Raw genomic sequence first — 19,769 nt, forward strand, 5'->3', positions numbered from 1 at the left:
TACCCATGTCGTTCTCTATGTCAGAGCCCCAGCGCCCCCTGGCGGTCACGCTGCAAGTCGTTTCCATCGTCCTCTTCACCTTTATCGGCTATCTGAACATCGGCATTCCGCTCGCTGTACTGCCGGGTTATGTCCACAGTGACCTGGGCTTCGGCGCGGTAATCGCCGGCCTGGTGATCAGCGTGCAATACCTCGCCACCCTGCTCAGCCGCCCGTATGCCGGCAAAATCATCGACAACAAAGGCAGCAAACTCGCGGTCATGTATGGCTTGGCCGGGTGCGGTTTGAGCGGTGTGTTCATGCTGATTTCGGCGTGGACTGCGAATCTGCCGATGCTCAGTTTGATCAGTCTGTTGATAGGACGACTGGTGCTGGGCAGCGCGGAAAGCCTCGTCGGCTCTGGCTCGATCGGCTGGGGCATTGGTCGGGTTGGCGCGGCGAATACCGCCAAAGTGATCTCATGGAACGGCATCGCCAGCTATGGCGCGCTGGCAATTGGCGCACCGTTCGGCGTGTGGCTGGTCAGCCGTCTGGGCTTATGGAGCATGGGGGCCAGCATCATCCTGCTGGCTGCTTTGGGCCTATTGCTCGCCTGGCCGAAAACCGCCGCACCGATTGTCGTCGGTGAACGTCTACCGTTCATGCATGTGCTGGGCCGCGTCCTCCCTCACGGCTGCGGCCTGGCGCTGGGCTCAATCGGCTTCGGTACCATCGCCACCTTCATCACCCTCTATTACGCTACTCAGCACTGGGACAACGCGGTGCTCTGCCTGAGTCTGTTCGGCGCCAGTTTCATCGGTGCGCGGCTGCTGTTCGGCAACCTGATCAATCGTCTTGGAGGCTTTCGCGTGGCGATTGCCTGCCTGTCGGTGGAAACCCTTGGCCTATTGCTGTTGTGGCTGGCACCGGATGCCCATTGGGCATTGGCCGGCGCAGCGTTGAGCGGTTTTGGTTTCTCGCTGGTATTCCCGGCGCTGGGTGTGGAAGCGGTGAATCTGGTGCCCGCGTCCAGTCGCGGCGCGGCAGTCGGCGCTTACTCGCTGTTCATCGATTTGTCGCTGGGGATCACCGGGCCATTGGCCGGTGCGATTGCGGCAGGTTTCGGTTTTGCCTCGATTTTCCTGTTTGCCGCCCTCGCCTCTCTGAGTGGATTGGCGTTGAGCGTCTATCTGTACCGTCACACCGCCAAGTATCGCGAAGACTAGAAATCCACCTTGCCACGCCCGGCCTTGATGCTGCCGCGTTTGGTTTTCGACTCAAGCCGACGCTTCTTCGAGCCAAGGGTCGGCTTGGTCGGGCGGCGTTTCTTTTCGACTTTGGTGGCGCTCAGGATCAACTCGACCAGACGCTCCAGCGCATCGGCGCGGTTGGCTTCCTGCGTACGATATTGCTGGGCCTTGATGATCAACACGCCGTCGCTGGTGATGCGACTGTCGCGCAACGCGAGCAATCGCTCCTTGTAGAAATCAGGCAAGGACGAGGCCGGAATGTCGAAGCGCAGGTGCATAGCGCTGGAGACTTTGTTGACATTCTGCCCGCCGGCGCCTTGGGCACGGATGGCCGTCAATTCGATCTCGGCATCCGGCAGATGCACGTTGTTGGAAATCACCAGCATGGAAAAGCGTCCGTATTCAGAGTGCGCAGGATACCCTGATTAGCCAGAAAACGATCTCATGCCCGCACACGCAACTTCTTATGCACTTTGATGGCCAACATCGGGCTTGCGCTTATATCGAGAGTCATTTCGAGTTACCATTCCAACCTTTTCACTTACCAAATCAATGCAGGAAGCATAAGCATGACCAACAAAGCAGTTATCGTCTTCAGCGGCGGACAGGATTCAACCACCTGTTTGATCCACGCCCTGACTCACTACGATGAAATCCACTGCATCACGTTTGACTATGGTCAGCGTCATCACGCGGAAATTGAAGTTGCTCAGCACCTTTCGAAAAAGCTCGGCGTGACTGTGCATAAAACGCTGGATGTATCCTTGCTCAATGAATTGGCCATCAGCAGCCTGACACGCGACAACATTCCGGTACCGACGGTAAATAGTTCTGGAGAAAGTCTGCCAAGCACTTTCGTGCCAGGACGAAACATCCTGTTTTTGACCCTGGCGTCTATCTACGCCTATCAGGTACAAGCCAAGACGGTCATTACGGGTGTTTGTGAGACAGACTTCTCTGGCTACCCTGACTGTCGGGATGAATTCGTCAAGGCCCTGAATAAAGCCCTTGAACTAGGCATGGATTATAAACTGCAACTGGAAACGCCACTGATGTGGCTGAACAAGGCAGAAACCTGGGCCTTGGCTGATTACCACAATCAATTGGATCTGGTTCGCGAAGAAACACTGACTTGTTACAACGGCATCAAAGGCAGTGGATGCTCTGATTGCGATGCCTGTAATCTTCGCGCGAAAGGGCTGAATGAATTCCTGAATAACAAAGCGCAGGTGGCGCACAGCCTGAAAGCAAAACTGAATTTAAAGTAAACCACAGTAACAAGCGCTCACCAAGGACGGCGGTGACGACATCCCCGTGAGCGCTACCACTATCTTACTGCGCCTGAGCCCCCGTTAAATATTTCTTGAACAATGCCCTTGCGCCGTATGCAGGCAAGACATTAAAGAAAGCGAATCCGACCTTTATCGCGATCTGAACATAGATCATGCCCAGTATCGCGCTATTCTCCATCGCGCCGTAAAAGGCAATGAAGCAGAAAAGAAAACTGTCGATGATCACCGCAAACAGCGTACTTAAAAACACTCGCAAGAACAGAAACCTGGAATTTGTGAGCTCTTTTATTTTGCACAGCAGATAGGAATTTATATTCTCGGAAACCAGAAACGATACAGACGACGCTACCAGGACTGCCGACAACTGACTGATCACATCATTGTAAGCGCCATCAAGCTTCCAACCCGGTAGCCCTGGAAGATGGGTCGTAATCGCCAGCAAAATGATAATGGCCGCATTGCTGATGAAAGCAAAGAGAATTGCCTTTCGCGCAAGCCTGAGGCCGAACGTCTCATTCAGCAAGTCAACGATCAGAAACGTTAGCGGATAAAGAAAGGTGCCCGGCGTTACGACAATATCAAAATATTCCAGATAAATCGGCTTTGTTGCAGCAATACTGGTGAAGATATAAAGGGTGAACAGCATCAGGTTCATAATGATATAGATCATCCATGAACTCTCATGCCGATCATTTATCTCGTAGGCAGTGAGCGCACCGCCCTGGGAATAGAACTTTTTGTAGAGGCTTTTCATTTCTATTTTATTTAGATTGTCCATAATCTCACTACTCAACACTTCACTTAACTTTATTTTAATTACTTTGCCTGTAGCAATAACCATAATAACAGCCAGATTTTTCCCATTTTCAAACCCCAACAACTTATACTTACTGTTTTCCCTTCCAATACTGCAATCCATTAAATCGTTCCTCGATTATGTCTCCAACAACACAAACCAAATCAAAATCAACCTCATTGGTTATATATAACTTTTTCGTGTTTTTATCATACACCAGCTTTTCCCTGTCGCTGCTCGACGCCCCCTTCTGCACGATCAACAAATCGCCAGGTTCATTCATACCACTGATCTCGTTTTCCAGAAGTACACCGATCAAATTGAAGGATGTGCCAAAATAATAAGTCAACGGATAAAGGGTGGCCAATTCGCCAATTCTTTTATCCAGACTCTCGAGCACCAGACTTTCTTTTATGACCGGCACCGCTGCCGGATTCATGTTTCCTTGCGGAGAGACACTGCTTTCTATTATCTCTTTTTCTTCAAAATCAATCGTTTCTATTTCACCATAAGAAACACCGAAAAAATCAGAAATCTTACGGACAGTGGACTGCTGTACATTGACCACCTTGCCTTCGAGAATGTTATAGATAGTCGTTCTGGTCAAACCACTGGAATTGCACAGCGACAGTTGTGTCTCACCACGACTCTTTATCAAATACTTGATATTGTTTTTCAGATTCTCCGATCTTTCTCTTCTGTGCATAAAATGCTGACCTTTTTTATACAGGCAACTAACAACACACCAAGAATAATTATTCAGTGGCTACACAGGCAAACTATTAATACAGTTGAACGGGTATAAGAACCGCGAGAGATCATAGCATTCTCCATCCTTGGTTTTGGTACAAAAGTCATTTGACGAACAACGCATGGTGCACCGTTGCACGATCAATTCGCAATCTGTACTGATTCGTTAGCTCTCCCCCTCACCCGCGATACTCGTAAAGCCACGGCTCCCGACCTGCTGTTTTACACCCAATGCTCGCGCAAAAAGAATCATTTTATTTGAACAATGTTCACTTTTTTGATTAATTCCTCTGGCGTTCCTCAGTGAAATACCTATGATGCGTCGAGCCCCCCCCTCCTCCACCAGTGAGTGGCGATGAAGGAAAGCGGGTTGTCTATACAGGGATTGGTTTTGCGCGTACTGGCGCCAGAACACGGAATCTACCTGTATCGGGTTCGGCAACGCATGGACGTATGCACACAGGCAAAACCAAGGAAGGAATACAAGTAATGGCAGTCAATACTGAACCGCTTTTGAACCAATCCGACTTACTGCGAAGAGGTTTGGCGGATCTTCGAGCGGAAGATGCCGAACTCGCTGAAATCCTCGACGCCGAAGTCGCGCGTCAACACCGAACGCTGTCGCTGGCCTCCTCCTCCTGCGCCGTCACGCCTCGCACCCTGGCGGCATCTGCTTCAACGCTGGTCAACGTCACGGCTGAGGGTATGCCCGGCAAGCGCCATGACGCAGGATGCGAAAACGCCGACCTGATCGAATCACTCGCCACCCGCAGAGCACAGGAACTGTTCGGCGCCGAATACGCCAACGTGCAATCACACTCGGCATCGACCGCCACTTACCAAGTGCTCACTGCCTTGCTTGAACCGGGCGATACCCTGCTGGGAATGGCCGTCGAACACGGCGGTGATCTCACCCATGGCAGCGCCAAAGCGTTCTCGGGCGCTTACTACAAGGCGATCCAGTACGGTACGACAGCAGACGGTGTCATCGATTACGACAAAGTACGCAGTCTGGCGCTTGCTCACCGCCCGCGCATCATCATGTGCGGCGCAACGGCCTACTCGCGGGCTGTGGATTTTGAGCGTTTGCGCGAGATTGCCGATGAAGCCGGGGCGATCCTGCTCGCTGACATTTCGCATATCGCCGGACTGGTTGCCACGGGGCGCCACCCGAGTCCGATCAACGCAGCCCACATCACCACGACCTGCACGCACAAACAACTCATGGGGCCACGCGGCGGCCTGATCCTCTCGGGCCGAGATGCCAACACCAAGGTTCCCGGCCTGCGGGTGACCTTCCGTCACGCCCTCGATCAAGCCGTTTTCCCACAAATGCAAGGTGCGCCAGCCGTCAACATGATCGCAGCCAAGGCTTGCGCGCTGGGCTATGCGATGTCTGCAGAGTTCGACGCTTACATGGCGCGGATTCGCAGATCGGCAGATGAAATTGCCAGTGCGTTTCAAACCCATGATTACGAAGTCGTGGGCGGCGCCAGTGAAAACCACACGGTACTGATTCGCTTGCGTAACGGCGTCACCGGCGCCATTGCGCAGAAAGCGCTAGAGCACTGCGGGATCATCGTGAACAAACACCGCGTACCCGGCGAGACTCGACCGGCACTCATTACCAGTGGTTTGCGAATCGGCACCGGCTCTCTGGCGCAACGTCACATCGACCGCCAGGGATGCCGTGAAATCGTCGGTTTGATCTGCCAGATTCTGGGCAAGGTGACGCCACTCGGCGAGCGCGAATACACGCTGGAACCCGCGCTGAGGGAGCAATTCCGTTTACGGGCCGAGGCATTGTGTACGGCGTATCCCATCGCCGATTACGTATAGCAGCGAACACAAAAAACCCGGCGCTTGGCCGGGTTTGTTGTTTTTACGTTTCGCTTACTTTGCGACAGAACCCGACGCGGGCAGCGCCTGCTGCGCACCGCGCTTGTTCTTGATCACATAGCAGACCCACATGAACACGACCCACACCGGAATCGCGTACACCGAGATCTGAATGCCCGGGATCAGCAGCATGACGCCGAGGATGAACAACACAAACGCCAGGCAGACGTAGTTGCCGTACGGATACCACAGTGCCTTGAACAGCGGCGTCTGCTTCGTCTTGTTCATATGCTGACGGAACTTGAAGTGCGAGAAGCTGATCATTGCCCAGTTGATCACCAGCGTCGCCACAACGAGCGACATCAGCAGTTCCAGCGCATGCTGCGGGATCAGGTAGTTGAGCAACACCGCCACCAGCGTCACCGCCGCCGAGGCCAGGATCGAACGCACTGGCACGCCGCGCTTGTCGATCTTCGCCAGAGCTTTCGGCGCATCGCCCTGCTCGGCCATGCCCAGGAGCATGCGGCTGTTGCAGTAGGTACCACTGTTGTAAACCGACAGCGCAGCGGTCAGCACGACAAAGTTGAGGATGTGGGCGGCGGTGTTGCTGCCGAGCATCGAGAACACTTGTACGAACGGGCTACCACTGTAGGAATCGCCGTTTGCGTTGAGGGTTTCCAGCAGGCTGTCCCACGGGGTCAGCGACAGCAGGATCACCAGAGCGCCGATGTAGAAAATCAGGATCCGGTAGATCACCTGGTTGATTGCTTTCGGGATCACGGTTTTCGGTTTGTCGGCCTCGGCTGCGGTGAAACCGAGCATTTCCAGACCGCCAAACGAGAACATGATGATGGCCATGGCCATCACCAGACCACTGACACCGTTCGGAAAGAAACCACCGTGGGACCACAGGTTGCTGACCGAGGCTTGCGGGCCGCCATTACCGCTGACCAGCAGGTAGCTGCCCAGCGCAATCATGCCGACGATCGCCACGACTTTGATGATCGCGAACCAGAATTCGGCTTCACCGAATACTTTGACGTTGGCCAGGTTGATGGCGTTGATCAGCACAAAGAAAGCAGCAGCAGAAACCCACGTCGGGATGTCGGGCGCCCAGTAGTGGATGTACTTGCCGACCGCCGTCAGCTCCGACATGCCCACTAGAATGTACAGAATCCAGCAGTTCCAGCCCGACAGGAAACCGGCGAAACCGCCCCAGTATTTATGCGCGAAATGGCTGAAGGAACCGGCCACCGGCTCTTCGACAATCATCTCGCCAAGCTGGCGCATGATCATGAAGGCGATAAAGCCGCAGATGGCGTAGCCGAGGATCATCGACGGGCCGGCGGATTTCAGCACCCCGGCCGAGCCAAGGAACAATCCGGTACCGATCGCGCCACCGAGGGCGATCAGTTGAATGTGGCGATTTTTCAGGCCGCGTTTCAGCTCGCCTGATTGTGAGGGTTGTCCACTCATGAAAAAGGTCTCACGCAAGGTTTGATGATGTTCAGTAGACGTTGCTGCAAGGTTGCGATTTCAAGCAGCCCCGATCAAACCCCAGCGCAGGCACCAGGAGTTCAGCTTTTTTACAACGGTCATGCGTCACCTGTTTGTTTTTATCTGTGACGAAATCGAACCCGACACGCTTGTGACGCGGCGGAGTGAGCAAGGCGGATAGCCTTGAGATTTTCGCGATTACGCAGAGGGTCACAGTTAAAACGCGGCGCATTGTACACCGCTAACCCCCTGCTGCCAGACTCCGCTGGATCAGCGTGTCGGTTGCCGGGATTGCACGTGTCCGCCTCGAGTCGCAAGGGCGGCTGCAAAAAATGAGTCAGGCCGTTGCAGGCCATCGACGGGGACGAGTAGAAAACCGTCCCACGGTGAGAGGTGGAGATCAGTCTCGGCGTTCATTGCGCCTCCTTCTTGTTATTCGCCTGCACGACAGGCATGGAGCGCATCTCACCCTTCAAACGCCCCTGAAACAAGCGGGCCAGAGCCTTACACAACTCTTGGCCGGGCGGCTTTCGGCAGCTTTTCCTTACACCATCGACGCGTGCGGTCTTTCAATGGGTTTGGCCGTCCTTTTCGTAAATATTTCCTTACGATGCGTAACGTGAAATTTCCACTTTAGAAAATTCCGTAGGTCGCCTGCAAATTGACGGTAGCTAGCTCACTATCGAAAAAACTATTTAGTTTTTTGTTTTTAAATAAGAAAAAACCCACTCCAAAACAGAATAAAAAGTTCATTTAAAAATTAGGTAAATAATTTTTTGCATTACAAAAAACCATGAACTAGGTTCTTCACGTCTCGCCGGCCAACTCGACCGGCCAGTCACAACCATGAAAGTCATTTAGGAGATCGACCATGCAAGCATTGGAAAAAGACTTGGATACCGAACTGCAACTGGACGAATGGTTTGAAGCACCCACCCACGAAGCGGCCGTGGAAATGATGCAAGCCGACGCGGTCGTGCCGTTCGGCACCGCGATGTGGCCTCTGTAACACATCCTTGGGCAGGCACGATCCGGCCGGTCGTGCTTGCCGCTTTTTTCACTGTCAGTCAGGGAGGACTCATGGATAAGCCACGCGCGATCTCGCATTTCCTTTACTACCTCGAACACCACCCTGCCCTCGCCGGCCTCGACTCGGCGCGGGTTCTGCTTGGCCACACTGCCGATTACGAAGCCCTCACCGGCGCCATCGCCGAACAGGCCGGCGAACATTCACGCTTCAGGTTCAGCGCCCGACGTCTGGATCTGGAAAGTAGCGCAGCGCTGAGTTCGGCGATTACCGACAGCGATCTGTACATTTTCTTCTATGACTCTTCCACGCTGCCCAACCCGCGCCCCGACGGCCCGGAGTTTGTTCGCGCCCTGCAAGCGGTGATGGCGCAAAACTGGAAGAAGTCGCTGCTGTTCAAGGATTACGGCGATTATTTCTACGACACGTTCAGTGTCACGCCGCAGCGCATTGCGGGCCTGAACAGCCACTTGATCCAGCGCATGTCGCAAGCCACGACGCTGAGCTTTACCGATGAACACGGCTCACGATTTGAAACACCGCTAAGCAGCATCAAGAAATGGACCGACATCAACGGCGTCGGCAACTTCGACCTAGCCCCCGGTGAAATCGCCACGCACAGCGAAGAAATCAACGGCCATGTGAAGTTCAAGGGCACCTTCCTCAGCACCATTCCGTTTGCGCGCAAGTACGGGGTGTTGGAATCACCGCTGGAACTGTGGATCGAGAACTCGACCATCCGCCGCATCGCCACCGATGTGCCGGGGCTGGAGCATGATTTCAACAAATACCTGGACGCGAACCCGTCGAACCGGCGCATTGAGGAGTTGGGGATTGGCACCAACGAAGGCGTGAAAACACTGTATGCGCGCAATGCCGGGTTTGAAGAGCGGCATTGTGGATTGCACCTTGGGCTTGGGGGTGGAGCCAAGGGCAGTCATCACCTCGACCTGATCTTCTCCGGTGGCGTGTTGGCGCTGGATGACAAGCCAGTGTTTGATGGACGGTTTGTGTTTTAGCCTGAAATTGATGGCGCTGCTAGCGGCCTCTTCGCGGGCAAGCCCGCTCCCACAGGGTTTTGTGTCGTTCACAGACATTGTGTGCACCGCTGAAACCTGTAGGAGCGGGCTTGCTCGCGAAGAGGCCGGGGCAGGCACCACAACACTTTCGCCAGACGAAAAAAAACGCCAACCCTGCGGTTGGCGTTTTTCATTCAGGCGCTAAACCCGATCACTCAGGCTTCTTGCGCCCGAAGCCCGGACGCTGGCCAGAGCCGGCCGGTGCGCCGCGACGCTTGCCCGACGGCTTGTCACCGTCGACCAGTTTGATCCCCGGGCGCTTCGGCGCAGGCTTGGCCGGACGCTTATTGGTGGTGTCCGCCGGACGATCCGCTACCGGTGTACCGCGACCGGCCGGTGCGCCACGCTCACCACGCTCACCACGCTCGGTGCGACCGCTAGCCGGACGCGGAGCGCGCTCGCCGTCACGGGCGACTGGTTTGCGACCCGGACGCTCGCCTTCGATCTGTGGCTCGCGGGATGGACGTGGGCCGGTCGGCGCGCCAGCGGCTGGACGCAGGGTACGCACGCGCTCGGTCTTGGCCATCGGCCGCGACGATTTGCGCTGCATGCGTTCCAGCTTGTCTTTGCTCTTGGCATTGAGTTGCGGCATTGCCACCGGCGTCAGACCCACTTCAGCACTCAGAATGTCGACTTCGTACTGGCTCATTTCGCGCCAGCGGCCCATCGGCAGGTCGGAGTTGAGGAACACCGGGCCGAAACGCACACGCTTCAGACGGCTGACCACCAGACCTTGCGATTCCCACAGACGACGGACCTCACGGTTACGACCTTCCATGACCACGCAGTGATACCAGTGGTTGAAACCTTCGCCGCCCGGTGCCTGCTTGATGTCGGTGAACTTGGCAGGACCGTCTTCCAGCACCACGCCGGCCTTCAGGCGCTCGATCATTTCGTCATCGACTTCACCGCGTACACGCACGGCGTACTCACGGTCCATCTCGTAGGACGGGTGCATCAGGCGGTTGGCCAGCTCACCGTCAGTGGTGAACATCAGGAGACCGGTGGTGTTGATGTCGAGGCGACCGATGTTGATCCAGCGGCCTTCTTTCGGACGCGGCAGCTTGTCGAACACGGTCGGACGGCCTTCCGGGTCGTCACGGGTGCAGATTTCGCCATCGGGTTTGTTGTACATGATCACGCGGCGTACCGATTCGGCAGCCTCTTCACGCTTGATCACCTTGCCATCAATGGTGATGGCGTCGTGCAGGTCGACGCGCAGGCCGAGGGTGGCGTCTTTGCCATTGACCTTGATCCGGCCTTGGCTGATCCAGGCTTCCACGTCACGGCGCGAGCCGACGCCGATACGGGCGAGGACTTTCTGCAGTTTTTCGCCTGCTGGGCCGATTTCCTGGTCGTCTTTCTGATTGATGTCACTCATCTGGGCACCTCCCGGTGTGGTCTGTTCAGGCGGCGCCTGAAGCATTGAAATCTGGGTACTTGGTCGAAGGGATCGACGAAGGGTCGCGAATCATACGCGGATGTGGGCCATCGCGCATCAGAGACTAGCTGATCGATGCACAGTTATTTCTTTTTCCGCCGACCGGCGCCGCCGAGCTTGATCAGGCGCAGCGCGGCTTCGGCCAGCACCGTGCGCTTGTCATCCTTGTCGAGTTTCTTCCAGGCCTTGATTTCGCGCTTGCTGCGGCCGCAGCCGAGGCAAATGTCGTCGGTGAATTTGCAGAGGCTGATACAGGGGTCTTTGGTTGAACTCATACCTACTCCGGAAACACACAAATATCCCTTGTGGGAGCGAGCCTGCTCGCGAAGGCGGAGGGTCAGCCAGCATCAATGTTGAATGTCAGAATGCTTTCGCGAGCAGGCTCGCTCCCACAGGGGGAGTGATGCTGCTCATGAGACATGTTCAGTCCTCAAACTCACGGCGTTCGGCTTCGATCGCTTCAGCCAGCGCGCGGGCTTCGGCTTCTTCTTCGCTCAACTCGGGCTCGGGCTCGGGCTCGAGTTCTGGCACTGATTGCTCGAGTGCGGCAACAGCGGCGAGGAGTTTTTCCCGGGCCTCGGCGACGCCGAGCACGTCCTCTTCAGGTTCGGCTTCAAGCTCGGATTCAAGTTCAACCTCGATAACCGGCTCGGTGATTTGCGTCTCAGGCTCAACCGGCGGCGCTTCGAAATCGGCGCCATCACGCAACAAATCATCAAAATCGGTCTTGATCCCCTCCTCCATACCGTCCAACTCCAGCAGCAAGGTATGGAAACTGGTTTCCTCCTTCTCCTCTTCGGGCTCGGCACTGGCGTCGGCCAGCTCCTGCAAACTTTGCGGCACCGGTGCATCGTCGAAATCGAGCACCGGGTCGGCCTCCATCTCGCGCAGTTCGGCCAGCGGCGGCAAGTCTTCGAGGTTCTTCAGGTTGAAGTGATCGAGAAACGCCTTGGTTGTCGCAAACATCGCCGGTTTCCCCGGCACGTCGCGGTAACCGACGATGCGGATCCACTCGCGTTCGATCAGGGTTTTGACGATGTTGCTGTTGACCGCCACACCGCGCACATCCTCGATCTCGCCCCGGGTGATGGGCTGGCGATAGGCGATCAGCGCGATGGTCTCCAGCAAGGCACGGGAATAACGCTGCGGGCGCTCCTCCCACAGACGGCCAACCCATGGCGAAAACTTCTCGCGAATCTGCAAGCGATAGCCTGAGGAGACCTCTTTGAGCTCGAACGCTCGGCCATCACAGGACTTGGCGAGCAACGCCAGGGCTTTCTTGAAGACCGGCGGTTCGGGACGTTCGCCCTCTTCGAACAGTTCGTAGAGACGTTCAAGCGATTGCGGCTTTCCCGAGGCCAACAGAAAGGCTTCAAGCAGGGGCGCCAGCTCGCGGGGTTCAGTCAGGTTCATGTTTGGACTCGTTATTCGGCTCGGGCTCGCACGTGGATCGCGGCGAACGGCTCATTCTGCACCAGCTCGACCAAGGATTCCTTGACCAGTTCAAGGATCGCCATAAAGGTCACCACCACACCGAGGCGACCTTCTTCAGCGGTAAACAGCTCGACGAACGGCACGAAGCCGCCGCCCTTGAGCCGTTCCAGCACATCGCTCATGCGCTCGCGGGTCGACAGGGCCTCGCGGCTGACCTGATGGCTTTCAAACATGTCGCCACGGCGCAAGACTTCGGCCATGCACATGAGGATTTCTTCGAGTGCCACATCGGGCAACAGCTTGCGCGCCCGAGCCTGCGGGGCGTCGAGCTTGGGCACCACGACATCGCGACCAACCCGGCTCAAGCCGTCGATGCCTTCGGCGGCAGCCTTGAAGCGCTCGTACTCCTGCAAGCGGCGGATCAGTTCGGCACGCGGGTCGTCTTCTTCGTCTTCGACGGTCTCGGCCCGTGGCAGGAGCATGCGCGACTTGATCTCGGCGAGCATCGCGGCCATCACCAGATACTCGGCGGCCAGTTCCAGGCGCACCGACTGCATCAACTCGACATAGCCCATGTACTGACGGGTGATTTCCGCCACCGGGATGTCGAGGATGTTGATGTTCTGTTTGCGGATCAGATACAGCAGCAGGTCGAGGGGGCCTTCAAAGGCTTCAAGGAACACTTCCAGCGCATCTGGCGGGATGTAAAGGTCCAGCGGCATTTCCATGACCGCTTGGCCATAGACCATGGCAAACGGCAGTTCCTGCTGGGCGCCGGCCTGGGGATCGACAACGGTTTGCACTGCAGACATTCAGGCCTCGACCATGAACGGCGCGGGATCGCCGCAACCGACGCGGATCACTTCCGGATCGTCGCCGGTCAGGTCGATCACGGTGGAGGCCTTGATGCCGCCGAAACCGCCGTCGATGATCAGGTCCACTTGATGTTCCAGTAACTGACGCATTTCGTACGGATCGCTGAGCGGATCTTCATCGCCAGGCATGATCAGGGTCACGCTCATCAACGGCTCGCCCAGTTCGGCCAGCAGCGCCAGCGCAATCGGTTGGCTCGGTACGCGCAGGCCGATGGTGCGTTTCTTCGGATGCAGCAGCAGCCGGGGCACCTCACGGGTGGCGTTGAGAATGAAGGTGTAGGGGCCCGGCAAGTGCGCCTTGAGAATACGGAAAATGCCAGTGTCGATCTTGGCATAGTTGCCCAGTTGCGACAGATCGCTGCAGATCAGTGCGAAGTTGTGCTTTTCGTCAAGCTGGCGCAGGCGTCGAACGCGCTCAATGGCGGTTTTGTCGCCAATTCGGCAACCGATCGCGTAGGAAGAGTCCGTGGGATAAATCACCACCCCGCCTTTGCGGATGATCTCGACCGCCTGTTTGATCAGGCGCGCTTGCGGGTTTTCCGGATGTATCTGGAAAAATTGACTCACATTCTCTACCTGTTCAGACGGCGGCAATAACTGTGTCATGTTTGAACCGACACCACAGGGGTGGAAGGTCCTCGGGAACCGGCCGGTACTGGCCGATCTCGGACCAGCCACCAGGGCCATGGAAGTCACTGCCAGCGCTGACCAGCAGACCGAACTCACGGGCAAGGATAGCCAGGCTGCCTACCTGTTCCGCAGGCTGATGGCCATTGACCACCTCAATCGCATGCCCGCCCGCTTGAATATAGTCGGCAATCAGCTTTCGGCGCTTGCTACGGGTGAAATCGTAGTGCCATGGATGCGCCAGGCTGACCCAGGCTCCGGCAGCACGCAGGGTGCCGACGGTGTCTTCCAGCGTTGGCCAGTGTTGCTTGACGTCACCCAGCTTGCCGGCGCCGAGCCACTTGCGAAATGCCTCGGCGCGATCCTTTACGAAACCTTCACGCACCATCCAGTCAGCAAAATGCGGACGGGCCGGTGCGTTGCCGCTGTCGCCGAGTTCCTGTTGGATCTGTCGGGCGCCATCGAGGGCGCCAGGCATCCCCTTGAGAGCAAGCTTGCGGCTTATTTCTTCCGACCGCAGCCAGCGGCCATCGTGCAATCTGGCGATGGCCTCGACCAGTGGAGCGGCGTTGACGTCGAAACCGTAGCCCAACACATGGATGGTCGCACCGCCCCAAGTGCAGGAGAGTTCGACGCCGTTGACCAGTTGCATCCCCAACTCGTTGGCGGCCGCGCGTGCTTCGGCGAGGCCTTCGAGGGTGTCGTGATCGGTCAACGCCAGGACTCGCACGCCGTTTTCGAATGCACGCGCAACCAGAACCGCTGGCGCCAATGCGCCATCGGAGGCCGTGCTATGGCAGTGCAAATCAACATTCACGGGGAGTTGTAACCTCAAATCAGCTGGCGCTATCGCGCGCCCATATGTTTGTTATTATGCCGCCACATCCAGCTTCTGGCTCTCACTGTGAAACAATTCATCGATTTCATCCCGCTTCTGCTGTTCTTCATCGTTTACAAACTCGATCCGCGGGTCGTCGACATCGCTGGTCATGAAGTCACTGTAGGCGGCATTTACAGCGCCACCGCGATGCTGATCGTCAGCTCTCTGGTGGTATACGGCGTGCTTTTCATCAAACAGCGCAAGCTGGAAAAGAGCCAATGGCTGACCCTGATCGCCTGCCTCGTGTTCGGCAGCCTGACCCTGGCCTTCCACAGCGAAACCGTCCTCAAATGGAAAGCTCCGGTGGTCAACTGGCTGTTCGCTATCGCCTTCATCGGCAGCCACTTCATCGGTGATAGCCTGCTGATCAAACGCATCATGGGCCACGCGCTGACCCTGCCGGAACCGATCTGGACCCGCCTGAACATCGCATGGATCGTCTTTTTCCTGTTCTGCGGGGCCGCCAACCTGTTCGTCGCCTTTACCTTCCAGAGCATCTGGGTGGACTTCAAGGTGTTCGGCAGCCTGGGCATGACCTTGGTGTTCCTGCTCGCACAAGTTATTTACCTGTCCCGTCATATGCACGACACCGATACCACAACACCAAAAACCGAGGACTGACATGCTCTACGCAATCATTGCCACCGACGTCGCCAACTCTCTTGAAGCTCGCCTGGCCGCGCGCCCTGCGCACCTGGAGCGCCTGCAAGTGCTCAAGGGCGAAGGCCGTATCGTATTGGCCGGCCCGCACCCGGCAGTCGACAGCAATGATCCGGGCGCAGCGGGTTTCACCGGTAGCCTGATCGTCGCCGAATTCGACTCCCTGAGCGCCGCCCAAGCCTGGGCTGATGCCGATCCGTATATCGCCGCCGGCGTCTACGCCAGTGTGATCGTCAAGCCGTTCAAGCAAGTCCTCCCGTAGTTCTTCCCCCCACGCGATGAACCTTGTCGGTTCATCGCGTTCTCAATCGCTCATTATTCTCGTTCGTCTGCCGACAACCTGCCCAATATCCATTTGGAAACAGGTGTCGCGATGCGCAAGGGTCCGTTGTGTCTGATGTGGGTCACGTTGTCGATCATGGCGCCCGCCCATGGTGAGGAAACCACCGAAGGCGGCAGCTCCACGCCATTATCGTTAAGTGCTGGCAGCCAGATCACCGAGTTGCAACAGCGCCTCAAGGCCAGCGAGCAACAGCGAGAAATACTGAGCAAACAACTGCAAAATGCCGACAACGAACGTGAAAGCGCTCAGCTCGCCCGGTTGCGCCAGGAGAATCAGCGCCTCAAGCTGCAACTCAGGGAAGCCCAGGCCAGCCCACTGCCGCGCATGCTGACCGAGCAGCAGCAGTGGTTCATTACGGGAGGGGGGGTAGCGCTATTGGCCCTGCTCTGCGGTATCTTTGCCAGTGGTGCAAGCCGAAAACGTCGGCAATGGCTAAATTGAGTGAGTCATGAGCGAGCTGTTACTTATTGATGATGACCAGGAACTGTGCGAGCTCCTGAGCAGTTGGCTGAGCCAGGAAGGCTTCCAGGTTCGTGCCTGCCACGATGGCCAGAGCGCCCGCAAGGCCTTGGCCGAAACCGCCCCGGCGGCGGTGGTGCTGGACGTGATGTTGCCCGATGGCAGCGGTCTGGAATTGCTCAAACAACTGCGCAACGATCACGCTGATCTGCCGGTCTTGATGCTCTCGGCCAGAGGCGAGCCGCTGGATCGCATCCTCGGCCTGGAACTGGGCGCCGACGATTACCTGGCCAAACCCTGCGACCCGCGCGAACTGACCGCCCGCTTGCGCGCCGTGCTGCGCCGCAGTCACCCGGCCGCCGTGTCGACTCAGCTTGAGCTGGGCGACCTGAGCTTCAGCCCGGTGCGTGGCGTGGTCAGCATCGACGAGAAAGAACTGACCCTTACCGTCTCCGAAAGCCGCTTGCTCGAAGCCTTGCTCAAGCAGCCCGGCGAACCGCTGGACAAACAGGAACTGGCGCAACTGGCCCTCGGCCGCAAGCTGACCCTGTACGACCGCAGCCTCGACATGCACGTCAGCAACCTGCGCAAAAAGATCGGCCCGCACCCCGACGGCCGCCCGCGGATCGTGGCCCTGCGTAGCCGCGGTTACTACTACAGCCTGTAGGTTTTGTCAGGTCAGCGCGAAAGCGACTTTACCCAAGCTTTACGTAGCGCTGACCGCCGCTGACCTTGATCTCCGTAATCTGAACTCATCCGGAACGTACCGGGAACGAGACAAGGAGATACACCATGCGCAAGACTCTTATCGCTCTGATGTTCGCTGCCGCTCTGCCAACTGTCGCCATGGCCATGCCGCAAGACGGTGGCCCGATGGGGGGGCCGCTCGATGGCCCACGCCACGGCGGTCAGATGCACGGCATGCACGGCAAGGGCCCGTACAGCCAACTCGACCTGTCCCGCGAACAGCGCGAGCAGATCCGCAAGATCATGGGCGAGCAGATGCACGAGCGTAAGCAAGTGGTCGACAAGTACCTGGAAAAACTCTCGCCGGCTGACCAGAAAGCCATGAAGGACGAAATGGCGGCCAACCACAAGAAAGCCGAATCCGACGTCCGCGCGGTGTTGAAACCGGATCAACAGAAGAAATTCGACGAAATCCAGAAGAAACAGGCCGAACGTCGCGCAGAATGGGCCGAATTCAAGGCCTGGAAAGCGCAACAGCCGCAAAAGGCGCAATAATGCAGTAACCCACGATCCGACGGCCAACACCGTCGGGTCTGTTGCCACTCAATTCAAATGTGGGAGCGGGCTTGCTCGCAAAGAGGCGTATCAGTCGACATCCTCAGTGACTGATCCACCGTATTCGCGAGCAAGCCCGCTCCCACATGGGCATTGCGTCTGTTCTGAGGATTTTCTGTGCGTTCATTGTTCTGGCGTATTCTCGCGAGCTTCTGGCTGGCCATCGCACTGGTTGCCGGGCTTTCCATTCTGCTGGGGCACATGCTCAATCAGGACGCGTGGATCCTCAGTCGTCATCCCGGGCTCAGTACCCTCGCCGCTGAATGGACGCAGAGCTACGAAGCCCAAGGCGAAGACGCCGCCCAGAAGATCCTCGAACAGCGCAAACGTCAGTACCACATCGACGTTCAGGTGCTGAACGAGACCGGCGACCCAGTGGTGCGCGGCACATTCCCCCGCCGCGCAGCCGCTTTCGAAGCCCGGCAAAACAACGATGACCGGCGCCTGCCATGGCGACGTCTGACCGACGAATTCACCAGTGACAAGACCGGTGACACCTACCTGTTCATCTACCGCATTCCACACCCGGAACTCGATGCCTGGCACCGCGAAAGCCTGCTCTGGCCCCTGAGCGCGCTGGGTATCGCGTTGGTAGTGCTGACCCTGTTCAGCCTGTTGGTGACCTTCTCCATCACCCGTCCGCTCAGCCGTTTGCGCGTCGCGGTGCATGATCTGGGGCAGACCACCTATCAACAAAACAGCCTTGCCAAACTGGCCAACCGTCGTGACGAGTTCGGCGTACTCGCCACTGACTTCAACCGCATGGGCGCGCGCCTGCAAAGCTTGATCGGCAGTCAGCGCCAATTGCTGCGCGATGTGTCCCACGAACTGCGCTCACCGCTGGCACGGCTGCGCATTGCGCTGGCACTGGCTGAGCGGGCCAATCCTGAGGAACGCGAGAAACTCTGGCCACGCCTGACCCGCGAGTGTGATCGGCTGGAAGCGTTGATCAGTGAAATCCTGGTACTCGCACGGGTCGATGCCGACAACGCCAGCGCTGAAGACGTCGACCTGAATGCACTGCTTGGCACCCTGTACAAGGATGCGCAACTCAGCTCGCCAGAGCAGACCGTACGCCTTGACGCCGAACCACAACTCAACCTCAAAGGCTGGCCAACCATGATCGAACGCGCCGTCGATAACCTGCTGCGCAACGCGCAACGGTTCAACCCGGTGGGTCAGCCGATCGAGATGCAGGCCTCGCGTCAGGGCGAGCGGATGGTGGTGAGTGTGCGTGATCACGGGCCGGGGGTGCAGGCCGAGCATTTAACTCAATTGGGTGAGCCGTTTTATCGAGCGCCGGGGCAGACGGCGGCGGGACATGGATTAGGGTTGGCGATTGCCAAACGTGCAGCGGAGCGCCATGGCGGGAGTCTGACCCTGGCCAACCATCCTGAGGGCGGGTTTATTGCTAGCCTGGAATTGCCGTTGGTGCCGGGAGCCGTGGTGCAACCCTGATCAAAACGGTGGGCGGGCTTGCTCGCGAAGGCGTCAGGTCATTCAACAACGATGTTGAATGACACACCGCTTTCGCGAGCAAGCCCTCTCCCACATTGGCTTTCGGGATGTCAGACATTGCCCGGCCAGGCGCTGACGAACTGCGCCAGATCTACCTTCTCAGCCACGCGCGGCTCTTTCTGCGGTGTGCCAAGGTACAGGAACGCAATCACCTCCTCCCCCTCAGCCAGACCCAGGCCTTGGGCGACGTGTTTCGAATACGCCAGATCGCCCGTACGCCACACCGCACCAATCCCTTGCGCGTACGCCGCCAGCAAAATCCCGTGAGCCGCGCACCCCGCCGCCAGCATCTGCTCGGCCTTGGGATACTTGATGTGCGCCTGCAACTTCGCGATCACCACAACCACCAGCGGCGCACGCAGCGGGCCATTGCGCGCCTTGTCGATCATCGCGTCAGTGACTTCGCCTTCCTGCATTCGCGCAGCCTCGGCCAGCAATTCGCCCATCTGCTCGCGCGCCGCGCCTTCGACCGTCAGAAAGCGATACGGCTGCAAGTGCCCGTGATCCGGTGCACGCAGAGCGGCGCCAAACAGGGCTTCTCGCTGCTGCGCAGTCGGGGCCGGTTCGACCAGTCGTGGAACGGAAACACGGTTGAGCAAAGCGTCGAGAGCCTGCATCGGCCACCTCCTGAAAAAAATGTGCGGCTATTCTAGCTTCATCTGCCATCGGGATGCCGGTTTACATGCCCTGCCCCGCAGGTAGAATGGCGCCCTTCACACTA

The 19,769-nt window shown here is 57.5% G+C and carries 22 protein-coding genes; 11 read left to right on the forward strand and 11 right to left on the reverse strand.

The features are described 5' to 3' along the window. The first annotated feature begins 5 nt into the window (after positions 1-5). Positions 6-1,205: an MFS transporter gene (locus K5E40_RS18105; protein ID WP_221732014.1), complete on the forward strand. Its 1,200-nt coding sequence runs from the start codon at positions 6-8 to the stop codon at positions 1,203-1,205. Here K5E40_RS18105 and arfB read toward each other — a convergent pair. Further along, positions 1,202-1,615, reverse strand: a complete 414-nt coding sequence (arfB, locus tag K5E40_RS18110) for an alternative ribosome rescue aminoacyl-tRNA hydrolase ArfB (RefSeq protein ID WP_221732015.1) — start codon at positions 1,613-1,615, stop codon at positions 1,202-1,204. The genes K5E40_RS18105 and arfB overlap by 4 nt on opposite strands. A gap of 183 nt (positions 1,616-1,798) precedes the next feature. Here arfB and queC point away from each other — a divergent pair, with 183 nt between their 5' ends. Then, on the forward strand, positions 1,799-2,497 hold the full coding sequence (gene queC / locus K5E40_RS18115; RefSeq protein WP_221732016.1) for a 7-cyano-7-deazaguanine synthase QueC: 699 nt from the start codon (positions 1,799-1,801) through the stop codon (positions 2,495-2,497). Positions 2,498-2,561: 64 nt separating this feature from the next. Here queC and K5E40_RS18120 read toward each other — a convergent pair whose 3' ends face one another. Continuing rightward, positions 2,562-3,440 (reverse strand): queuosine precursor transporter, encoded by an 879-nt coding sequence (locus K5E40_RS18120; RefSeq protein ID WP_221732017.1) that lies wholly within the window; start codon positions 3,438-3,440, stop codon positions 2,562-2,564. After that, on the reverse strand, positions 3,409-4,023 hold the full coding sequence (locus tag K5E40_RS18125; protein WP_221732018.1) for a helix-turn-helix transcriptional regulator: 615 nt from the start codon (positions 4,021-4,023) through the stop codon (positions 3,409-3,411). The genes K5E40_RS18120 and K5E40_RS18125 overlap by 32 nt, the downstream gene beginning before the upstream one ends. 533 nt (positions 4,024-4,556) lie before the next feature. Between K5E40_RS18125 and glyA the strand changes: the two genes are divergently transcribed. Further along, positions 4,557-5,906, forward strand: a complete 1,350-nt coding sequence (gene glyA, locus K5E40_RS18130; protein ID WP_221732019.1) for a serine hydroxymethyltransferase — start codon at positions 4,557-4,559, stop codon at positions 5,904-5,906. 54 nt (positions 5,907-5,960) lie between these two features. On the opposite strand, the gene K5E40_RS18135 is transcribed toward glyA, so the two are convergent. Further along, complete coding sequence (locus K5E40_RS18135; protein WP_221732020.1) at positions 5,961-7,382, reverse strand: amino acid permease; 1,422 nt, start codon at positions 7,380-7,382, stop codon at positions 5,961-5,963. Between the two features lie 892 nt (positions 7,383-8,274). On the opposite strand from K5E40_RS18135, the gene K5E40_RS18140 reads away from it, so the two are divergent. Both K5E40_RS18140 and K5E40_RS18145 read left to right on the forward strand, forming a co-directional pair. Then, positions 8,275-8,412, forward strand: coding sequence for a hypothetical protein (locus tag K5E40_RS18140; protein ID WP_003222780.1), 138 nt, complete (start codon positions 8,275-8,277; stop codon positions 8,410-8,412). Positions 8,413-8,483: 71 nt separating this feature from the next. Then, positions 8,484-9,449 carry a leucyl aminopeptidase gene (locus tag K5E40_RS18145; RefSeq protein WP_221732021.1) on the forward strand — a complete coding sequence of 322 codons (966 nt, stop codon included), beginning with the start codon at positions 8,484-8,486 and terminating at the stop codon, positions 9,447-9,449. 211 nt (positions 9,450-9,660) lie between these two features. Here the strand turns inward: K5E40_RS18145 and rluB are convergent, their stop codons facing one another. The 6 genes from rluB to K5E40_RS18175 form a co-directional block, all read right to left on the reverse strand. Further along, positions 9,661-10,890 (reverse strand): 23S rRNA pseudouridine(2605) synthase RluB, encoded by a 1,230-nt coding sequence (rluB, locus tag K5E40_RS18150; protein ID WP_221732022.1) that lies wholly within the window; start codon positions 10,888-10,890, stop codon positions 9,661-9,663. 143 nt (positions 10,891-11,033) lie between these two features. After that, positions 11,034-11,225 carry a DUF1289 domain-containing protein gene (locus tag K5E40_RS18155; RefSeq protein WP_007919669.1) on the reverse strand — a complete coding sequence of 64 codons (192 nt, stop codon included), beginning with the start codon at positions 11,223-11,225 and terminating at the stop codon, positions 11,034-11,036. 148 nt (positions 11,226-11,373) lie between these two features. Then, on the reverse strand, positions 11,374-12,363 hold the full coding sequence (scpB, locus tag K5E40_RS18160; RefSeq protein WP_221732023.1) for an SMC-Scp complex subunit ScpB: 990 nt from the start codon (positions 12,361-12,363) through the stop codon (positions 11,374-11,376). Positions 12,364-12,374: 11 nt separating this feature from the next. Further along, positions 12,375-13,073, reverse strand: coding sequence for a ScpA family protein (locus K5E40_RS18165; RefSeq protein ID WP_221732046.1), 699 nt, complete (start codon positions 13,071-13,073; stop codon positions 12,375-12,377). A 123-nt stretch (positions 13,074-13,196) separates the two neighbouring features. Then, positions 13,197-13,826, reverse strand: a complete 630-nt coding sequence (locus K5E40_RS18170) for an L-threonylcarbamoyladenylate synthase (RefSeq protein WP_221732024.1) — start codon at positions 13,824-13,826, stop codon at positions 13,197-13,199. Between the two features lie 13 nt (positions 13,827-13,839). Continuing rightward, positions 13,840-14,703, reverse strand: coding sequence for a PHP domain-containing protein (locus tag K5E40_RS18175; RefSeq protein ID WP_221732025.1), 864 nt, complete (start codon positions 14,701-14,703; stop codon positions 13,840-13,842). Positions 14,704-14,790: 87 nt separating this feature from the next. Here K5E40_RS18175 and K5E40_RS18180 point away from each other — a divergent pair, with 87 nt between their 5' ends. The 6 genes from K5E40_RS18180 (at position 14,791) to K5E40_RS18205 (ending at position 18,988) form a co-directional block, all read left to right on the forward strand. Continuing rightward, on the forward strand, positions 14,791-15,387 hold the full coding sequence (locus K5E40_RS18180) for a septation protein A (RefSeq protein WP_221732026.1): 597 nt from the start codon (positions 14,791-14,793) through the stop codon (positions 15,385-15,387). A gap of 1 nt (position 15,388) precedes the next feature. After that, the gene (locus K5E40_RS18185) at positions 15,389-15,688 is read left to right on the forward strand and encodes a YciI family protein (RefSeq protein ID WP_025110562.1); all 300 of its coding nucleotides are present in this window, start codon (positions 15,389-15,391) and stop codon (positions 15,686-15,688) included. Between the two features lie 111 nt (positions 15,689-15,799). Continuing rightward, positions 15,800-16,210 (forward strand): translation initiation factor 2, encoded by a 411-nt coding sequence (locus K5E40_RS18190; RefSeq protein WP_221732027.1) that lies wholly within the window; start codon positions 15,800-15,802, stop codon positions 16,208-16,210. A gap of 7 nt (positions 16,211-16,217) precedes the next feature. Then, a complete protein-coding gene (locus K5E40_RS18195) occupies positions 16,218-16,895 on the forward strand; it encodes a response regulator transcription factor (protein WP_016771129.1) in 678 nt (225 codons plus the stop codon). Positions 16,896-17,020: 125 nt separating this feature from the next. After that, positions 17,021-17,470 (forward strand): Spy/CpxP family protein refolding chaperone, encoded by a 450-nt coding sequence (locus tag K5E40_RS18200; protein WP_095187815.1) that lies wholly within the window; start codon positions 17,021-17,023, stop codon positions 17,468-17,470. 177 nt (positions 17,471-17,647) lie between these two features. Further along, on the forward strand, positions 17,648-18,988 hold the full coding sequence (locus tag K5E40_RS18205; RefSeq protein WP_221732028.1) for a cell wall metabolism sensor histidine kinase WalK: 1,341 nt from the start codon (positions 17,648-17,650) through the stop codon (positions 18,986-18,988). 110 nt (positions 18,989-19,098) lie between these two features. On the opposite strand, the gene K5E40_RS18210 is transcribed toward K5E40_RS18205, so the two are convergent. After that, the gene (locus tag K5E40_RS18210; protein ID WP_221732029.1) at positions 19,099-19,665 is read right to left on the reverse strand and encodes a nitroreductase family protein; all 567 of its coding nucleotides are present in this window, start codon (positions 19,663-19,665) and stop codon (positions 19,099-19,101) included. Between the last annotated feature and the right edge of the window lie 104 nt (positions 19,666-19,769).

It is taken from the genome of Pseudomonas baetica, from assembly GCF_019733355.1.
Classification (GTDB): Bacteria; Pseudomonadota; Gammaproteobacteria; order Pseudomonadales; family Pseudomonadaceae; genus Aquipseudomonas; species Aquipseudomonas baetica_A.